The following is a 15600-nucleotide window of genomic DNA, read 5'->3' as shown; positions in this document are numbered from 1 at the left end:
TCGAACACCAGGTACAGGAGGTCACCGCATCATGGTTCATGCCGCAGGTTCCGCTGTGACGACGGGGGCGCGTCTGATCGTCGATGCGCTCGTGACGCACGGTGTCGATCGCCTTTTCTGCGTGCCGGGCGAGAGCTTTCTCGCAGTGCTCGATGCGCTGCACGACGAGGGCGAGCGTATCAAAACGTTCGTCTGCCGCCATGAGGCCGCTGCCGCGACGATGGCCGAGGCGACGGGCAAACTGACGGGCCGGCCCGGCATTGCATTCGTCACGCGCGGGCCCGGTGCGACGCATGCTTCCATCGGTGTCCACACGGCGTTCCAGGATTCCACGCCGATGATTCTCTTCATCGGCCAATGCGCTCGCGGGCATCTGGACCGAGAGGCCTTTCAGGAAATCGACTATCGGCGCATGTTCGGCCAGATGGCCAAATGGGTCGCGCAGATCGACGATCCGAGGCGCATTCCCGAATACCTGAGCCACGCGTTTCACACGGCCTGCTCGGGGCGGCCGGGGCCTGTCGTGCTCGCGCTGCCCGAAGACGTGCTGTCCGAAACGTGCCCCGCCGTGCCGCCCGCACCGGCCTATCAGCGCGTGGCCGCAGCGCCCGCGCCGGCCCAGATCGAACGGCTGCGCTCGCTGCTGGAGGCAGCGCAAAGGCCCATGGCGATCGTCGGCGGCAGCGGCTGGACGGCCGCGGCCTGCGAGGATCTGCGCCGGTTCGTCGAGCGCTGGGCGTTGCCCGTAGGCTGCGCATTCCGCTACCAGGACACGCTCGACAACGAACATCCGAACTATGCGGGCGACGTGGGGCTCGGCATCAACCCGGCGCTCGCGCAGCGTATTCGCGACGCGGATCTGCTGCTCGTGATCGGCCCGCGTCTGGGCGAGGCAACCACGGGCGGCTATACGCTGCTCGACATTCCCAGGACGAAGCAGACCCTGGTTCATGTGCACCAGGGAGCCGAAGAGCTGGGCCGTGTTTATGCCGCCGATCTGCCGATCGTCTCGGGCATGCCCGAAATCGCCGCCGCACTGGCGTCGCTCGAGCCGCGCGGGCCGCAGGTATGGTCAGGTACCGCGCAAGAAGCGCATCGCGCCTATCTGCAATGGCGCGAGCCGCGCCCGATGATGGGAGACGTTCAACTCGGCGAGATCATGGCGCAATTGCGCGCGCGCCTGCCCGACGATGCGATCCTCACGAATGGCGCCGGCAACTATGCCATCTGGCTGCACCGGCATTTCGCGTATCGACGCTTCAAAACACAGCTCGCGCCGACGAGCGGCGCGATGGGCTACGGCGTACCGGCCGCGCTGGCGGCGAAGGCCATGCATCCGGAGCGCATCGCCGTGGCCCTTGCGGGCGATGGCTGCTTCATGATGGCGGGGCACGAGCTGGCGACAGCCATGCAATATGGCCTCGCCGCGATCTTTATCGTTGTCAACAACGGGCATTACGGCACGATCCGCATGCATCAGGAGCGCCATTATCCGGGCCGCACGCATGGCACGGGGCTCACGAATCCGGATTTCGCAGCCTTCGCCCGCTCGTTCGGCGCGCATGGCGAGACGGTCCTTTGCACAGCCGATTTTGCACCGGCGCTCGAGCGTTCGATCGCAAGCGGTCTGCCTGCGCTCATCGAGATCCGCATACCGCAGGAAGTCAGCACGCCCAACGCCACGCTCGGGCAGATCCGCGAGCAGGCACTCCATGCTCGGGCTGGGCACTGAGTCGAACGGCCGGTGTGGAGGCGCCGTGCGCCGTCAATGACCGCGATAGAGCGCTGACTGAGCCTGCGTGAGATCGAGTTGTCGGCGGTGCGGCTCGGCCGGTATTTCGAACGGCCATGCGAGCGGCGGCCTGGGCGCGGCGCGAAGCGCGGCCAAGCGATCGCGCGGGGCCGTGGCAACGGCGCGCTCAGCTCCCCGTGGTTTGGCGCCGCGCCGCGTTTTATGCGAGGACTGCGCGGACACGTGCGCCATCGTGCGCGCGGGAATTGCCCGTTCCCGCCGTACGGTTCCGGCCCAGGCCAGATTCTTCGGCTTGCCCGATGCCGAGGACTCACCCGGTGCGGACTCACCCGGTGTGGATTCGTCTGGCTTTGATTCGCCCGGCATGGCTTCGCTCGGCGCGGCTCCGCCCGGTGTGACGCCGCCCGGTGCGAGCTCGCCCGCCACGTGCGGCGACGGCGGCGCCGTTGTGGGCGACAGGCGGCTCGTTTCGGCTCCCGTCGGTGCCGCGAGCAACGGCGGCGCGGGCGCGGGCGCAAGTGCGGCCGACCCATCCCGTGGCGCATCGGGGCCCGGATGTGCCGGAGAGGCGGCGGGCGCCAAGGTCCCCGCGCCCGGCGACGGAGCGGGGGCGCTCGGAAGCAGCCCGGTCTGCGGCGCTGCAGACGGCGCCGGGCTCGCGTCGGCTGCAGCGTTGGCGGCGGTGCCTGCGCGCGTGCCATGCCGGCGCGTGGCTGCCTGCGTCGGCACGCGCGTGCTCTTGCGCCGCGTTTCGGCGCTATCCGGACCGGACGAGGGCGGCGGGGGGGAAGCCGAGCGTTCGCCGTCCTCGGCGATGCGGGCTGGCCGACCGTGTCTGCGCTGACTTGCGCGCGCGGCATCTTCGGCATTTTCGGCACGTACGCCGTCGATTTGCGCCTGGATCAACGCGAGCATTCCTTGCGGCGAAAGCGACGACAACTCGGACAACGGGGGCTCGCGTACCGCCAGCGTCCGGCTGCGATGCGAATCCGCTTCATACGGCTCCTGCGCATGCCGCTCGACTTGTGCGGGCGCTGCGTCGCGTTCGTCCTCGCCGATCACATAAGCGCCAAAGGCCAACGCAAAACCGAGCAGAGTGAGGGCGAGCCCGGCCGGCAGGCTCCAGCGCCGGGCGCCATTCGCGTCGGCGGCGCTCCACCGGCGCGGCAATTGTCCGACGATGCGTTCGCGCAGTGGCGGTTGCTCCATCGGTACCGGCGGCCCCGGGTGATCGTCGATCCGATCGCCGGGTTCGTCAGGCCCGGTATCGTCGAGCGGGCCCGCCGGCCGCCTGGGCGGCAGCAATCGCAGGCCGCACCGCGCGCAGTGCCGCCACGCGCCGGACACGGGCGCGCCGCAACGCAGGCAGGCGGTGTGTGTCGTGCGCATCGGTGGCGGATTCGTTCGTCCGGACGGGGAAGCGGGAGACATCGTGGCGCCCTGGGCTCGCCAGTGCTGCGCCGCCAGCATGCGAGCGAACGTCGTTTCGCCTCGGCGCCCCGGAGGCGCGGGCGAAGCGCAAACATCGGGAAGGAAGCGGTGCGCCCATGGAGGCGTCGAGCGCGCAATATTCCGGGCCACTATGTGTCGCGGCACGCCAAAGATCAATTGGCGATGCCAAGCGGGCGTACGCTGCCTAACATACTAAAGCGGCGCGAACGTTCCTGATGCGAATAGCGGGCGGGAATGCGCTGCCGCGGCGGGATGACGAGCATGAGCGGGAAGTCGTGGTATCGATGCGCCGGCGCAGCCTTGGCGGGGGCTGCGATGGCATCCGCGTGGGCCTTCGTCGAGGTGCCCGGACAGGCCGCGCACGGGCCTGCCTGCTCGCCCGTATTTGCCGAGCGTGGGGCGCCGGCACCGCGGCTCGATGCCGATTGCGGACTGCCCGCTGCATCCGCGCGCGAGCTCGTGCAGGCGCTCGAGGCCGGACTGCGCGGCGCGGGGCTCGACAGCAATCGCCGCGCCGCATTCGCGCATGCCGCCAATTCGATCATGGCCGCCGTGGCGGCGAGCGCCGATCCGCAGGCCATGCACCGCCTCGCGCCCTTGCTCGTTGCGTTGGCCACCCGCGCGCGCGCAAGCCCGGGCCTCGATTTCGTGGCGCTCGCTCGCCGCTGGGGCGAGCGTTATTGGCGCTTGCGCCACGACACGTCGGTGACGCGTACGTCCGATCCCCGCGAACTCGAAGTCGACCACGCGATCGCCTCGCTCGATTTCGATACCGCCGCGCGCCTGCTGGCCGGGCAAATCGCCGAACCGGGCCAGGATCCGCCGCTTCTGGCGGCGCGCCGGCACACGGCCGCAACCGTGGAATGGCTGCGCTTCGCGCCCGATCGCGCGCTGGTTTATGCGAAGGGCGCCTACGCGGCTCAGCCCGCCAACATCGAGGCGGCTGCCACCTATGCGGACATGCTCGATGAAGAGAGCGCATACGAGCAGGCCCAGCCGGTCTACGAAGCGCTGCTTTCGCGGTATCAACGGTTGGCGCATGACAATCCTGCTCGCTGGCGCGCGGCGATCGCCCGTACCTCGGCCCGGCTCGGACGGCTGTATGCCGCGCTGCAATTGCCGCAGGATGCGGAAATGGCCTATTTGCGCGCGCTCGCGCATTTCTGGGCGCTGGCGCGCACCGATCCGCCCACCTACGCCCCGGCTGTCGCCACGACGTTCGAAAGCCTCGCGCTGCTCTATCGCGACGCGCAGCGGCCGGGCGATGCCATCGATCTCTATCGGGAGGCGCTCAATCTCGAACGTGCGCTCGCGCAACGGGACCCGAGGGCTTACGAAGCGTCCGTCGCGGCGACGCTGAACGATCTCGGCGTACTGTACGAGGCCGTGCGGCTCAACGACGATGCGAAGCGCGCCTACGAGGAAGCGCTCGGCATCCAGCGCCGGCTCGTGAGCGGTTCGCCGGCGCTATACCGGCCCGTGCTCGCACGCACGCTCGGCAACCTCGGCAACGTCTATTCGGCGGCGGGCGATCGCGCGGCCGCCTACGGCGCCTATTCCGAAGCGCTCTCGCTGCGCCGGCAACTGGCTGCGGAGAGTTTTATGCTCAACGGTGCCGATCTTGCGCGCACGCTGGCGAACTTCGGCGCGCTCGAGCGTGCGCAAGCGCACCCCGAGCGCGCACAACGCGCATACCGCGAAGCACTCGGTATCTTTCGGCGTCTCGCACGGCGAGAGCCGGCGGCTTACCGGGCCGACGAGGCCCGCACGCTCAACAATCTGGGCGTGCTGCTGAGCCGGACGCACCGCGCGCGGGGGGCGGAAACAGCCTACCGCGAGGCCATCGCGCGCTACGAGGTGTTGGCGCGTGCGGACCCGGCCGCGCACGGCCAGGACTACGCCCGCGTGCTCGGCAACCTCTCGCGGCTCTACAGGGAGACCGGGCGGGCGCGCGAGGCTGACGCTGTCGCGCGCAGAGCCGCGCAACTGCTCGCGGCGGGGCAGGTGCGATAGACCTCGCCAACGAAGAGCGCCGCAGTCAACGGCGTGTGCGCGGCGGAACAAAGCGCCAGGCCACGAGCACGGCGAGTGCGAACGCCACATAGGCGGCCGTGAAGACCCATGTCGGCAGATCGTAATAAAGCAGGCGCGCAACCCAATAGGCGACCCATCCTTGCGGCATCGTCCGATCCTGCCTGAGCCAGCCTTCGAACCAGGTGAGCGGGCATGGCACGTCGAAAAGCGCGAGCAGAGCGACGATGCCGATCGCGCAAAGATGGGCGAAGCGAAAAACGGGCGAACGCACCCACGGCCAGCCAAACCGGTGCCCGATCAGAATCGCGACGAAGCCGCCGACGATGAAGAGCACCACGCATGCATGGACGAGCAGGACGATATCGGCCAAGGTCGTGACGGACATGGCATTGGCGCGCGCAGCGCAGCCGGAGTCGATACGTTCGCGAGTATAGGCGGCGGACGATTTGCGAGCTTCCCGATGCAGCGGAGATCGGCGGAGAATCGTCGGGGGAATCGATTGCCTTCGCTGTTTTATGCGGTTAAGCTAGCGCATCGCTCGTTTCGTATTCGAGCCGAATCTTTCACGCCATGACGAACGCCTCGCCCGCAATCACCGCTGTTTCGCACTCCGGCATTCATGCCGGCGGCGCGGCACGCGCGTGCGGTGTGGCTTCGCCTCCTGTTGTCCTGTCGCCGCCGTCCGGCGGGCACGTTGCCGCTGCAGTCGCAGCGGTCGTGGCAGTTGCTGTCGTGGCAGCAATTGCACCGCCTTGCGCGGCAGTCGTGCGCCACTAAGCGCCGAACTCCGTTTTCCCGATCAGGCTGTCGACCGACGCTCCCGCGTTGCCATAAGGCTGCGCGTGTCGTGGCATGCCTGCGAGATCAACGCATCCGACATTCAGGTGATTGTTCATGGCTTCCATCAGAGCCGCTTTCGCGGCATATGGTGCAACGGCGCTGTTCGTGCTCCTTTGGAGCAGCGGCGCCATTTTCGCGGAACTGGGCGTGCAGCATGCGAGCGCCGCGGCTTTTCTGCTGCTGCGTTTTGCGCTCGCGTCGCTCGTGCTTGCCGTCGTCGGCGCGGCGCGCGGGCGATGGCTGCCGGCGCGCGGCACCCGCCTGCAGGTGGCGGGCGCGGGGGCGCTGCTCACGGGCGGCTACTCGATCTGCTATTTCCTGGCGCTCGAGCGCGGGTTGACGCCCGGCATTGCCGCCGTGATTCTCGGGGCACAGCCGATTCTGACGTTGCTCGCGACCGAGCGGCGCTTTTCGGTACAACGCATCGCCGGGCTCATCGTCGCGCTGGCGGGATTGGCGGCGATCGTGCTCTTCGACGATCGCACGTTGCATTCGACAGCCGACGGCATGACCTTCGCGCTGCTCGCGCTCGTGTGCATGACCGTGGGCGCGATCGCGCAAAAGCGCATCAAGCAGGGGCCGGTCGATGTGCTGCCGCTGCAGAACTTCGTCGGTTTCGCGCTTTGCGCGCTCTTCGCGCCGTTCGAGCCGTGGGCGGTGGCGTTCGACATGCCGTTCCTCGTTTCGCTCTTCTGGCTTGCCATCGTGATCTCGATTGCCGCGCAACTGCTGTTTTTCGTGCTCGTGCGACGCGGCAATCTCGTCAACGTGACGAGCCTCTTTTACCTCGTGCCGGTGGTCACGGCGCTGATGGACTACGTCTTCCTCGGCAATGCTTTGCGGCCGAAGGACGTGGCCGGCATGGCGGCGATCCTGCTCGGGCTCGCGCTCGTGTCGATGGTCGGTCCGCAAGCGCGCGGCAGAGGTGAGATGGGCGTGGACAGACCGCGTGCGTAATTCCAGAACCGGCGGGCCGTGGTCCGCCGGTCCCGAGGAATATGGGCGTGCCTGCGGCGTGCTGGCGGCGCGGCGCGGTCACACGCGGCTACAATTCGGCTGCGCCGTACGTCGGCGCGAGCGAGCGCTTCATCGGCCGGCTGGAGTCCGTGTTTCGGCACCTGGGCCGTCTTCCCGCAGGGCGCTTGCTCCGATCGTGCCGGACTCACCGAATTCGACAAGTACCGCATCCATGTCTCAGACCGCTCGAGGCTATCTGCTCGGCCCGCTGCTCAAGGGCGTTTCACGCTCGTTCTACCTCACGCTGCGTGTGCTGCCGGCCGGCATGCGCGATCCGATCGCGCTTGCGTATCTGCTGGCGCGGGCCGCCGATACGATCGCGGACACGACCCTGATCGCGCCTCCGAAGCGGCTCGAACTACTGCTTGCGTTGAGGGAGCGCGTGAATGCTTCGGGCGGCGACGACGAAGCCGCGCGCCGGATCGGGGCCGAAGCGGCGGCACATCAAACCGTGACCGACGAAAAGGTGCTGCTCGAATCGATCGGGCCGGCGCTTGCTCTGATCGACGGGCTCGACGCCACCGATCGCGCCGCCGTGCGTGAGATCGTGACGACGCTGACGACGGGCATGGAGTTCGACCTGCGCACGTTTCCCGACGAGCGCTCGGGTGAGATCGCGGCGCTCGGCGAGCTGGCCGAACTCGATCGCTACACGTACCTTGTGGCCGGCTGCGTGGGCGAATTCTGGTCGAAGATGACGCTCGCGCATCTGCCGGGCAGCTTCAAGGACACGCCCGCGCGAATGATCGGGCGCGGCGTGCGCTTCGGCAAGGCATTGCAGATGACGAACGTGCTGCGCGACTGCGCGCGCGACCTGCGCATCGGCCGCTGCTATCTGCCCGCGTCGATGCTCGCGCGCCATGGCCTCACGCCGGCGATGTTGCTGACGGCGGATGCCTCGATGCGCGCGCGGCCGCTGATGCTCGAACTCGTCGAGCACACGCTTGCGCTCTATGACGACGCGCTGGCCTATACGCTGGCGATTTCACGCGGCGCGATCCGGCTGCGGCTCGCCTGCATCTGGCCCATCGCGATCGGGCTCGAGACGTTGCGACTGCTCGTCGACAACGACCGCTGGCTCGATCCGCAAGCGATATCGAAGATCGGCCGCAAGCAGGTGTATCGGATCATGGCGCGCTCGGTGGTGGCGGTGGCCTCCGACACGGCGTTGCGCGCGTGGATCGGCGGGCTCGCGCGCCGTGTTCGCATGCGCATGGCCGCGCCGGCAAGCGCGAATTGCGCGGCCGTGAAATAATCGTGGCGCTTGCGTGACTGGCGCCGCGAGGTGGGTTACCACCGGGGAGCGCAGGCCGCGCCCGCAACGCGGGTGCGAGACGCCGCGCGCCTGGGCATGACCTGAATCCCCTTGCGAGGAGTCATCCCATGCCCAGTTTCGGTTCGCTCATCACATTCGGCCTCGTGGCGCTCGGCGTTGCATTGACGCCCGGCCCGAACATGGTCTACCTCGTTTCGCGCTCGATTTGCCAAGGCCGTGCGGCCGGCATGATTTCGCTCGGCGGCGTGGCGCTCGGCTTGCTCTTCTACATGGTCGCCACCGCCTGCGGCATTACGGCATTGCTGATGGCCGTGCCGCTCGCCTACGATGCGCTGCGCTTCGGCGGCGCGCTCTACCTGCTCTATCTCGCGTGGCAGGCCGTCAAGCCGGGCGGGCGCTCGCCGTTCCAGGTGCGGCAACTGGCGGCTGACAGTCCGCGCAAGCTTTTCTCGATGGGCCTGCTCACGAGCTTGCTCAATCCCAAGGTCGCCGTGCTTTATCTCTCGCTGCTGCCGCAGTTCATCGACCCCGGGCGCGGCAGCGTGCTTGCGCAGTCGCTCACGCTCGGCAGCGTCCAGATCATGGCGAGCGTGACCGTCAATACGGCGGTGTCGATGACCGCTGGCACGATCGCGCTCTTTCTGTCTGGGCGGCCGGCGTGGCTCGTCGTACAGCGTTGGCTGATGGGCAGCGTGCTCGCCGGCCTTGCCGTGCGGATGGCCACCGAGGCGCGCCGCTGAGGTGCCGGGCCGCGGGGCCGTGGTGCCGGGCGCGGCGTCAGCCTACGTTTCGCGCGGATAGTCGAGCTTCGGGTACCAATCGGTGCCGCGCCCATCGGGCGTCAGATCGAGGACAGTCCAAAGCGGCATGAGGTCGGGCGCGCCGCGCGGGTCCTGGCCGGGGTCTGCCGTCTCCGGTCCCATTTCGCCGCCATAGAAATGGCGAATCGCGCCATTGCGGCGTACGAATACGTTGATGGCCGGGTTGTCGCCGGTTTCGGGGTCTTCGTGCGCGTACGCGCGGTTGAACGTGTTCGCGCCCGACGAGTAGAGGCGCAGATAGCGCCAGCCTCGAGCCTGCTTGAAGGCGGTGAGCCGCTCGATCGGGGAGCGCGCGATGACGGCGAACGACACGCGCTGCAGAATGTCGGGCATTTCGCCGTCGAGCGCGCTCAGAAACGACGTGCACATCGGGCAAGGCCGCTCGCGTTTCGGCCCATACATCCAGTTGTAGGTCACGAGCGTATCGTGGGGCCCGAACAGTTGCGAGAGCGTCGCAGCGCCCGTCTCGCCCTCGAATCGATAATCCTCCGGCACCGGGCCGCCGAGCGGCAAGGCACGGCGCAGCGCGGCGACCCGCTCGATATGCCGGCGCAGTTCGATCTCCTCGGCAAGCAAGGCGTTGCGCGCCTGCCGGTACTCCGCGCTTTCGCCGGGGAAATGGAACTTCGATTGCGCCAGCTGCGCGGCGGGCTTCAATGCGGGTGGTTCGGTATGGCTCATGACGCATCTCCTGTCGATTTTCGGGAAACGGGGCACGAGACGGCCGCAACGGCTGCTCGCCCGTTATCTCTACGACGAACGAGCGCGCAGGAAATCGACATACCGATAGGGGGCGGGTTCAGCCCCCGATAGCGCGCGCCGCGTTGTCGAGTTCATGATTGAGCACGCGCTGCTCCTCCTCGGACACGCCGCCGCCATGCTGACTGGCCATGTCGCGCGCCTCGCGCCGGATGACGTCGAGCCGGTGATGCAGCGGGGCGGCATCGGGCGGCGGATAGGCGCCCGAATCGACGCGCGCATCGATGCGGCGGTTCAGATAGTCGATTCGTTCGTTGACTTGCCGATAGCGTTGAGCGCCAAGCTCGCGCGCGCTTGGCCGCGCCGCTGCCGGCGCGCTCGAACGTGGGGGCCGCGTGACGACGCAAGCCGCGAGCGACGAAATCAACGCGCAACAGGCGAGCGCGCGAACCAGCTTCTTCATTCGGTGTTTCCTTCTTGCTACGTGTGATGTATGTGTGGCGTGGGCAGTCGGAGAGCCGGGCGGCAGGAAACCGGGCGCGACTGCCTGCCGCCGGTTCCTCAGGCAACGATTCGGGCGAACGGCAGGCGCCTGCCCTCGTTCGCGCTCCGCTCGGCCAGTTCGATGATCGTCATGACGTCGATGGCGTCTTGCGGCGAGACGGGAAACGGCTCTCCGTGCCGGATCGCTGACGCCAGCGCGCGATAAAAGTCGGCATAGGCACCGTTGACGGTCGGCAGATCGCGTTGCGTTTCGCGCTCGCCCGCGAGCACGCGCAGCGTGCCGGCGCGGTTGTCGGCGCCGAAGCCCGCATCGCCCGGACGCAGGCCGGCCTTCAACTGATCCTCCTGCGTATCGAGCCCGTATTTGACGTAGCTGCCGAGGGTGCCATGAACCGCGAAACGGGGCGGCTCGAGCGCGCATAGCGCGCTGGCGTGCAGCACGATTTCCTTGTCGGCATAGCCGAGCAGCAGATGGACATAGTCGGGCGCGCTTGCATGATCGCGGTGGGTCTTGACCGTCGCGGACACCGTTTCGGGCGGGCCGAACAGCACGAGCGCCTGATCGATCAGGTGCGGGCCGAGGTCATAAAGCAGACCGCCGCCGCGCGACGCTTCCTCGCGCCAGCGCTGGCGCACGTGCGGCCGGAACCGGTCGAAGTGCGACTCGTAGTGCACGACGCGGCCGAGCGCGCCGCAGGCGAGCAGGCTGCGCAGGGTGAGGAAATCCCCATCCCAGCGGCGATTGTGAAAGGGTACGAAGAGCACGTTGTGGCGGCGCGCGAGTTGCGCGAGCGTGACGGCGTCCGCGGCGTTGAGCGTGACGGGTTTGTCGACGACGACGTGCTTGCCTGCGGCGAGCGCTCTGGCGGCGAGCTCGAAATGCGTGTCGTTCGGTGTTGCGATGACGATGCAGTCGATCTCGTCCAGAGCGAGCAGGGCGTCGATGCCGGCGACGACTTTGGCTCGTGGATAATCGGCGATTGCCTTGGCCGGCTGACTCGTGGCGATGGCCGCGACGCGCGCGTAGGCGTCGTGCGGGTGATCGGCGAGCGTGCCGCAGTGCTCGATCACGGGCGCATGGAACGTGGCGCCGGCGAAGCCGTAGCCCATCAAGCCGATTCTCAAGGTGGTGGCCATGCGGACATTCCTCAGATTCTCGCGAAGCCGACAGCGGCCGCGCAAAGGTCAAGCGCGCATTGTGGCATGGGCGCTTGCTTCGTGAACAGCCAGCCGATTGGCGGATGGGCCGCCGCCGCTCGTTGCTGCTCGCCGCGTCGGTCCTCGTGTTAACATCGCGCACTTGCCCCCGACGGTCCTCCCGAAGCGTTTGCGTGAGCGTGCCTTCGCGCGGGCGGCCCATCCGTTCTCGTTGTTCTACCCACCAAGACGATGTCCGCAGGATTGAACCCCGCCCAAGGCGAAGCGGTGCGCTATCTCGACGGCCCGTGTCTCGTGCTGGCCGGTGCCGGCAGCGGCAAGACGCGCGTCATCACGCAGAAGATCGCGCACCTGATCGAAGCAAAGGGCTTCGAGCCGCGACATATCGCGGCTGTCACGTTCACGAACAAGGCCGCTGCCGAAATGCGCGAGCGCGTCGGCAAGCTGCTCGAAGGCAAGACGCTGACCACGCCCGGCAAAGAGGGCCGCAAGGTGCCCGTGAATCAGTTGACGGTCTGCACGTTTCACTCGCTGGGGGTGCAGATCCTGCGAAAGGAGGCCGAGCACCTCGGGCTCAAGCCGCAGTTCTCGATCATGGACGCCGACGACTGCTTCGGCATGATCCAGGAGCAGGTGGGCACGACCGACAAGGGGTTCATTCGTCGGATCCAGACGATCATCTCGCTCTGGAAGAACGGGCTGGTCACGCCCGATCAGGCGGCGGCGATGGCCGCGAACGAAGACGAGCATCAGGCGGCGATCGTCTACCGCAACTATGTGGCGACGCTGCACGCGTACCAGGCCGTCGATTTCGACGATCTGATCCGCCTGCCCACCGAGCTTTTCGCGGCGAACGAGGCGGTGCGCGACCGGTGGCAGAACAAGCTGCGCTACCTGCTCATCGACGAATACCAGGACACGAATGCGTGCCAGTACGAACTGGTGAAGCTGCTGGCCGGGCCGCGCGCCGCGTTCACGGCCGTGGGCGACGACGATCAGGCGATCTACGGCTGGCGCGGCGCCACGCTCGAGAACCTCGCTCAGCTCGGCAAGGATTTTCCGAAGCTGCACGTGATCAAGCTCGAGCAGAACTATCGCTCGACCGTGCGCATCCTGACGGCGGCGAACAACGTGATCGCCAACAACCCGAAGCTGTTCGAGAAGAAGCTGTGGTCCGAGCACGGCATGGGCGACACGATCTCCGTGACGGGCTGCAACGACGAGGAGCATGAAGCCGAATCGGTGGTCTTCAGGCTGTCCGCGCACAAGTTCGAGCGGCGCGCGCAGTTTCGCGATTACGCGATTCTCTATCGCGGCAACTTCCAGGCGCGCATCTTCGAGCAGGTGCTGCGGCGCGAGCGGATTCCGTACGTGCTCTCGGGGGGGCAATCGTTTTTCGACAAGGCCGAGATCAAGGATATCTGCGCCTACCTTCGTCTTATTGCAAACCATGACGACGACCCCGCATTTATCCGCGCGGTAACGACGCCGCGGCGCGGCATCGGCAATACCACGTTGGAAGCATTGGGGGCGTTCGCGGGACAGGCGAAGGTGTCGCTGTTCGAGGCTGTTTATATGGGCGGGATCGAAGCGCGGTTGTCTGCGCGGCAGGTCGAGCCGCTGCGGATCTTCTGCGACTTCATGCAGCGCATTGCCGAGCGCGCGACGAAGGACGCGGCCACGACGCTGCTCGACGAACTGATGGAGGCGATCCATTACGAAGCGTATCTCTATGACGCATTCGACGAGCGCCAGGCGCAGAGCAAATGGCAGAACGTGCTCGAGTTTCTCGAGTGGCTGAAGCGCAAGGGCACGAAGCCCGAGCCGGACGAGATCGAAGAGGGCGAGGCGACCGGCTACGACAATGCCGACGGGCTGGCCGATACGGGCAAGAACCTGCTTGGGCTGATTCAGACGGTTGCGCTGATGTCGATGCTCGAAGGCAAGGAGGAAGACCCGGATGCGGTGAGGTTATCGACGGTGCATGCGTCGAAGGGGCTCGAATATCCGCATGTATTCCTGGTTGGTGTGGAAGAGGGGATCATGCCGCATCGGGGCGGGGCCGACGACGAGCCGATCGACGACGAGCGCATCGAGGAAGAGCGGCGGCTCATGTACGTGGCAATTACGCGTGCGCAACGCAGCCTGCATTTGAACTGGTGCAAGAAGCGCAAGCGCGCACGGGAGACGGTGGTGTGCGAGCCGTCGCGCTTCATCGCCGAGATGGGCCTCGACGAGGCGCCGCCGCCCACGCCCGAGGAAGCGCCGATGACCCCGAAGGATCGGCTCGCCAGCCTCAAGGCGCTGCTGCAAAAGGGATAGACGGAGCCGGCGCCCGCGGGTGCGTTTGATTGCAGGCCGTTGTCGTTCGGGCCTGCGGGTAGTCGGCGGCTCCGGCTGGTGACGCTTGCTCGGCGCTTGCTCGGTGGTTACTTGGCGGCGTTGGCCATGTAGTCGACGGCTGCCTTGACGTCCGCATCGGATGCGTTCGACCCGCCCTTGGGCGGCATCGCGCCCTTGCCATGGAGCGCGTAATTGTAGACCACGTCCATTCCCTCCTTGAGACGCGGTGCCCAGGCCGCCTTGTCGCCGAACTTCGGTGCGTTGAGCACGCCGGCCGCATGGCAGGCCTGACAGACTTTTTCGTAGAGCGCCTTGCCGGCTTGAGCGGCATCCGCGCTGGCGGTTGGCGTGGCCGGGCTCGGTGCCGGTGCTGCTGGGGCTGCGGCCGTATTGGCCGAGGCGGGCAACGCGGCCGGTTGCGCGACGGGCATCGAGGACGCGGCGGCTGCGGCCTGCTCGGATGCGGCGGCGGCGGGGTTCGCGTTCTCGGCCGTGGCGCCTGACGCGGCGCCGGCGGTTTCGGGCGAAGCGGCGCTGGCGGCTTGTGCGCCGGCCGGCGCGGGGGCGGCTGGCTCGGCGAATTTGGCGCCGCCGTTGTTGGCCATGTAGACGACGGCGCGCGCGATCTCATAGTCGCTGTAGTCGTCGGGCGAGGTGCCGCCGCGTGCGGGCATGGCATTCTTGCCGCTCAGGGCCGAATGGAGCAGGGCGTCGTAGCCTTGCGCGATGCGGGGCGCCCAGGCGCTGCTGTCGCCGAATTTCGGAGCGCCTGCGGCGCCGGTGGCGTGGCAGGTGGAGCAGACGGCCTTGAAGACTTCCTCGCCGCTCTTGTAGACGCGAGGCGCGTTGGCGTCGCGAACGGTGACTTGGGCGAGTGGCGCGATGCGGTCGGTCAGGGTGGCGTCGGACTTCATGTCGGTACCGGCGCCATCGCGAACCGTCTGATTGACGTTGTAGGCCAGCAGCCAAATGATGGCGATGGGAACGACGAACGCGGCGACGACGGCCGCAATCAACTGGCCGGGAGTTTTGATCGGTGCTCCGTGTGGTGCTTCGCTCATGCTCGACTCGTCTCCGGGTAGATATTGTGGGTGAGCGGGACAACAGCGCGACGGCAACGGCTGAACGGCAGGAACTGCATTCGTTCGATCAAACACGGTCGATTATAGACGCAAGGTTTTGGCGTCGGCGACAGGTGGCGGGCAGTTGGGCGGGCGGCGTTTACCCGTAATATGGGGTGGGATCCTTGGGTGGACGCGGGCTGCGAGGTGGACGCGTCACCCGAAACCGGGTATGCTCTCGGTCTTGCTTGCGCTGCGCCCACTCCCCAAAAAAGGTCGCGGCGCAGTCGCGTTGAAGCGCCCGTAGCTCAATGGATAGAGTACTGCCCTCCGAAGGCAGGGGTTGCTGGTTCGATCCCAGCCGGGCGCGCCAAGTCTGGTAAGGCTTTCAGCGGTTTCCCTTCGTCGTCGGACAGCCTCGTTGCAGCTAAATTACAGCTAACATCGGCGCCGGCGCGGCCGTCAGCGGTGTTACCCATTGCACCAGATGGTCGGCAGACAGGTGCGCATACCGCGGCCGCGTACAGGGAAGCGGCGGCACCGCAGAAGCGGCGCTAACCGAGTCGATCTTCCGCGCGAACGGTGTCCGTTGGCTGTGGCGCTTTAGCCACCGCGCTCTCTGCTGCACTTTGAGGGCGCGCA

The 15600-nt window shown here is 67.3% G+C and carries 12 protein-coding genes, 1 tRNA gene and 1 riboswitch; of the genes, 7 read left to right on the top strand and 6 right to left on the bottom strand.

All coding sequences use genetic code 11. From position 1 onward, the window contains the following. The first annotated feature begins 31 nt into the window (after positions 1–31). Positions 32–1732 (top strand): thiamine pyrophosphate-binding protein, encoded by a 1701-nt coding sequence (locus tag U0034_RS09575; RefSeq protein WP_085229933.1) that lies wholly within the window; start codon positions 32–34, stop codon positions 1730–1732. Between the two features lie 33 nt (positions 1733–1765). On the opposite strand, the gene U0034_RS09570 is transcribed toward U0034_RS09575, so the two are convergent. Continuing rightward, positions 1766–3142 carry a hypothetical protein gene (locus tag U0034_RS09570; RefSeq protein ID WP_085229932.1) on the bottom strand — a complete coding sequence of 459 codons (1377 nt, stop codon included), beginning with the start codon at positions 3140–3142 and terminating at the stop codon, positions 1766–1768. A gap of 378 nt (positions 3143–3520) precedes the next feature. On the opposite strand from U0034_RS09570, the gene U0034_RS09565 reads away from it, so the two are divergent. Beyond that, positions 3521–5218 (top strand): tetratricopeptide repeat protein, encoded by a 1698-nt coding sequence (locus U0034_RS09565; protein WP_158243559.1) that lies wholly within the window; start codon positions 3521–3523, stop codon positions 5216–5218. 25 nt (positions 5219–5243) lie between these two features. Here U0034_RS09565 and U0034_RS09560 read toward each other — a convergent pair whose 3' ends face one another. After that, a complete protein-coding gene (locus tag U0034_RS09560; RefSeq protein WP_085229930.1) occupies positions 5244–5624 on the bottom strand; it encodes a DUF2784 domain-containing protein in 381 nt (126 codons plus the stop codon). Positions 5625–6133: 509 nt separating this feature from the next. Here U0034_RS09560 and U0034_RS09555 point away from each other — a divergent pair. The 3 genes from U0034_RS09555 to U0034_RS09545 all read left to right on the top strand — a co-directional run bounded on the left by U0034_RS09555 (position 6134) and on the right by U0034_RS09545 (position 9112). After that, a complete protein-coding gene (locus U0034_RS09555) occupies positions 6134–7036 on the top strand; it encodes a DMT family transporter (RefSeq protein WP_085229929.1) in 903 nt (300 codons plus the stop codon). Positions 7037–7268: 232 nt separating this feature from the next. Beyond that, the gene (locus U0034_RS09550) at positions 7269–8351 is read left to right on the top strand and encodes a phytoene/squalene synthase family protein (protein ID WP_085229928.1); all 1083 of its coding nucleotides are present in this window, start codon (positions 7269–7271) and stop codon (positions 8349–8351) included. Between the two features lie 3 nt (positions 8352–8354). Next, positions 8355–8454, top strand: a riboswitch (ZMP/ZTP riboswitch). Between the two features lie 25 nt (positions 8455–8479). Next, positions 8480–9112: a LysE family translocator gene (locus tag U0034_RS09545; protein WP_085229927.1), complete on the top strand. Its 633-nt coding sequence runs from the start codon at positions 8480–8482 to the stop codon at positions 9110–9112. A gap of 42 nt (positions 9113–9154) precedes the next feature. Here U0034_RS09545 and U0034_RS09540 read toward each other — a convergent pair whose 3' ends face one another. From U0034_RS09540 to U0034_RS09530, 3 genes are all read right to left on the bottom strand, one after another. After that, positions 9155–9874 carry a DUF899 family protein gene (locus U0034_RS09540; RefSeq protein ID WP_085229926.1) on the bottom strand — a complete coding sequence of 240 codons (720 nt, stop codon included), beginning with the start codon at positions 9872–9874 and terminating at the stop codon, positions 9155–9157. A gap of 118 nt (positions 9875–9992) precedes the next feature. Continuing rightward, complete coding sequence (locus U0034_RS09535) at positions 9993–10355, bottom strand: hypothetical protein (protein ID WP_085229925.1); 363 nt, start codon at positions 10353–10355, stop codon at positions 9993–9995. A 98-nt stretch (positions 10356–10453) separates the two neighbouring features. After that, on the bottom strand, positions 10454–11533 hold the full coding sequence (locus U0034_RS09530) for an oxidoreductase (RefSeq protein ID WP_085229924.1): 1080 nt from the start codon (positions 11531–11533) through the stop codon (positions 10454–10456). A gap of 252 nt (positions 11534–11785) precedes the next feature. Here U0034_RS09530 and U0034_RS09525 point away from each other — a divergent pair, with 252 nt between their 5' ends. Next, positions 11786–13876 (top strand): UvrD-helicase domain-containing protein, encoded by a 2091-nt coding sequence (locus U0034_RS09525; protein WP_085229923.1) that lies wholly within the window; start codon positions 11786–11788, stop codon positions 13874–13876. 107 nt (positions 13877–13983) lie between these two features. Here U0034_RS09525 and U0034_RS09520 read toward each other — a convergent pair whose 3' ends face one another. Continuing rightward, positions 13984–14958 carry a c-type cytochrome gene (locus U0034_RS09520; protein ID WP_085229922.1) on the bottom strand — a complete coding sequence of 325 codons (975 nt, stop codon included), beginning with the start codon at positions 14956–14958 and terminating at the stop codon, positions 13984–13986. A gap of 297 nt (positions 14959–15255) precedes the next feature. Between U0034_RS09520 and U0034_RS09515 the strand changes: the two genes are divergently transcribed. Then, positions 15256–15331: transfer RNA gene (locus U0034_RS09515), tRNA-Arg, on the top strand. Positions 15332–15600: the final 269 nt, after the last annotated feature.

The organism is Trinickia caryophylli, assembly GCF_034424545.1.
Classification (GTDB): domain Bacteria; phylum Pseudomonadota; class Gammaproteobacteria; order Burkholderiales; family Burkholderiaceae; genus Trinickia; species Trinickia caryophylli.
The sequence above is the reverse complement of the archived record's forward strand: the minus strand, read 5'-3'. Positions and strand labels throughout refer to the sequence as shown.

Bases quoted from the DNA above. Each gene is read 5' to 3' on its own strand.
- U0034_RS09545 (WP_085229927.1), top strand. From the start codon at position 8,480: ATGCCCAGTTTCGGTTCGCTCATCACATTCGGCCTCGTGGCGCTCGGC.
- U0034_RS09560 (WP_085229930.1), bottom strand. From the start codon at position 5,624: ATGTCCGTCACGACCTTGGCCGATATCGTCCTGCTCGTCCATGCATGC.
- U0034_RS09540 (WP_085229926.1), bottom strand. From the start codon at position 9,874: ATGAGCCATACCGAACCACCCGCATTGAAGCCCGCCGCGCAGCTGGCG.
- U0034_RS09565 (WP_158243559.1), top strand. From the start codon at position 3,521: ATGGCATCCGCGTGGGCCTTCGTCGAGGTGCCCGGACAGGCCGCGCAC.
- U0034_RS09575 (WP_085229933.1), top strand. From the start codon at position 32: ATGGTTCATGCCGCAGGTTCCGCTGTGACGACGGGGGCGCGTCTGATC.
- U0034_RS09555 (WP_085229929.1), top strand. From the start codon at position 6,134: ATGGCTTCCATCAGAGCCGCTTTCGCGGCATATGGTGCAACGGCGCTG.
- U0034_RS09520 (WP_085229922.1), bottom strand. From the start codon at position 14,958: ATGAGCGAAGCACCACACGGAGCACCGATCAAAACTCCCGGCCAGTTG.
- U0034_RS09530 (WP_085229924.1), bottom strand. From the start codon at position 11,533: ATGGCCACCACCTTGAGAATCGGCTTGATGGGCTACGGCTTCGCCGGC.
- U0034_RS09525 (WP_085229923.1), top strand. From the start codon at position 11,786: ATGTCCGCAGGATTGAACCCCGCCCAAGGCGAAGCGGTGCGCTATCTC.
- U0034_RS09535 (WP_085229925.1), bottom strand. From the start codon at position 10,355: ATGAAGAAGCTGGTTCGCGCGCTCGCCTGTTGCGCGTTGATTTCGTCG.
- U0034_RS09570 (WP_085229932.1), bottom strand. From the start codon at position 3,142: ATGCGCACGACACACACCGCCTGCCTGCGTTGCGGCGCGCCCGTGTCC.
- U0034_RS09550 (WP_085229928.1), top strand. From the start codon at position 7,269: ATGTCTCAGACCGCTCGAGGCTATCTGCTCGGCCCGCTGCTCAAGGGC.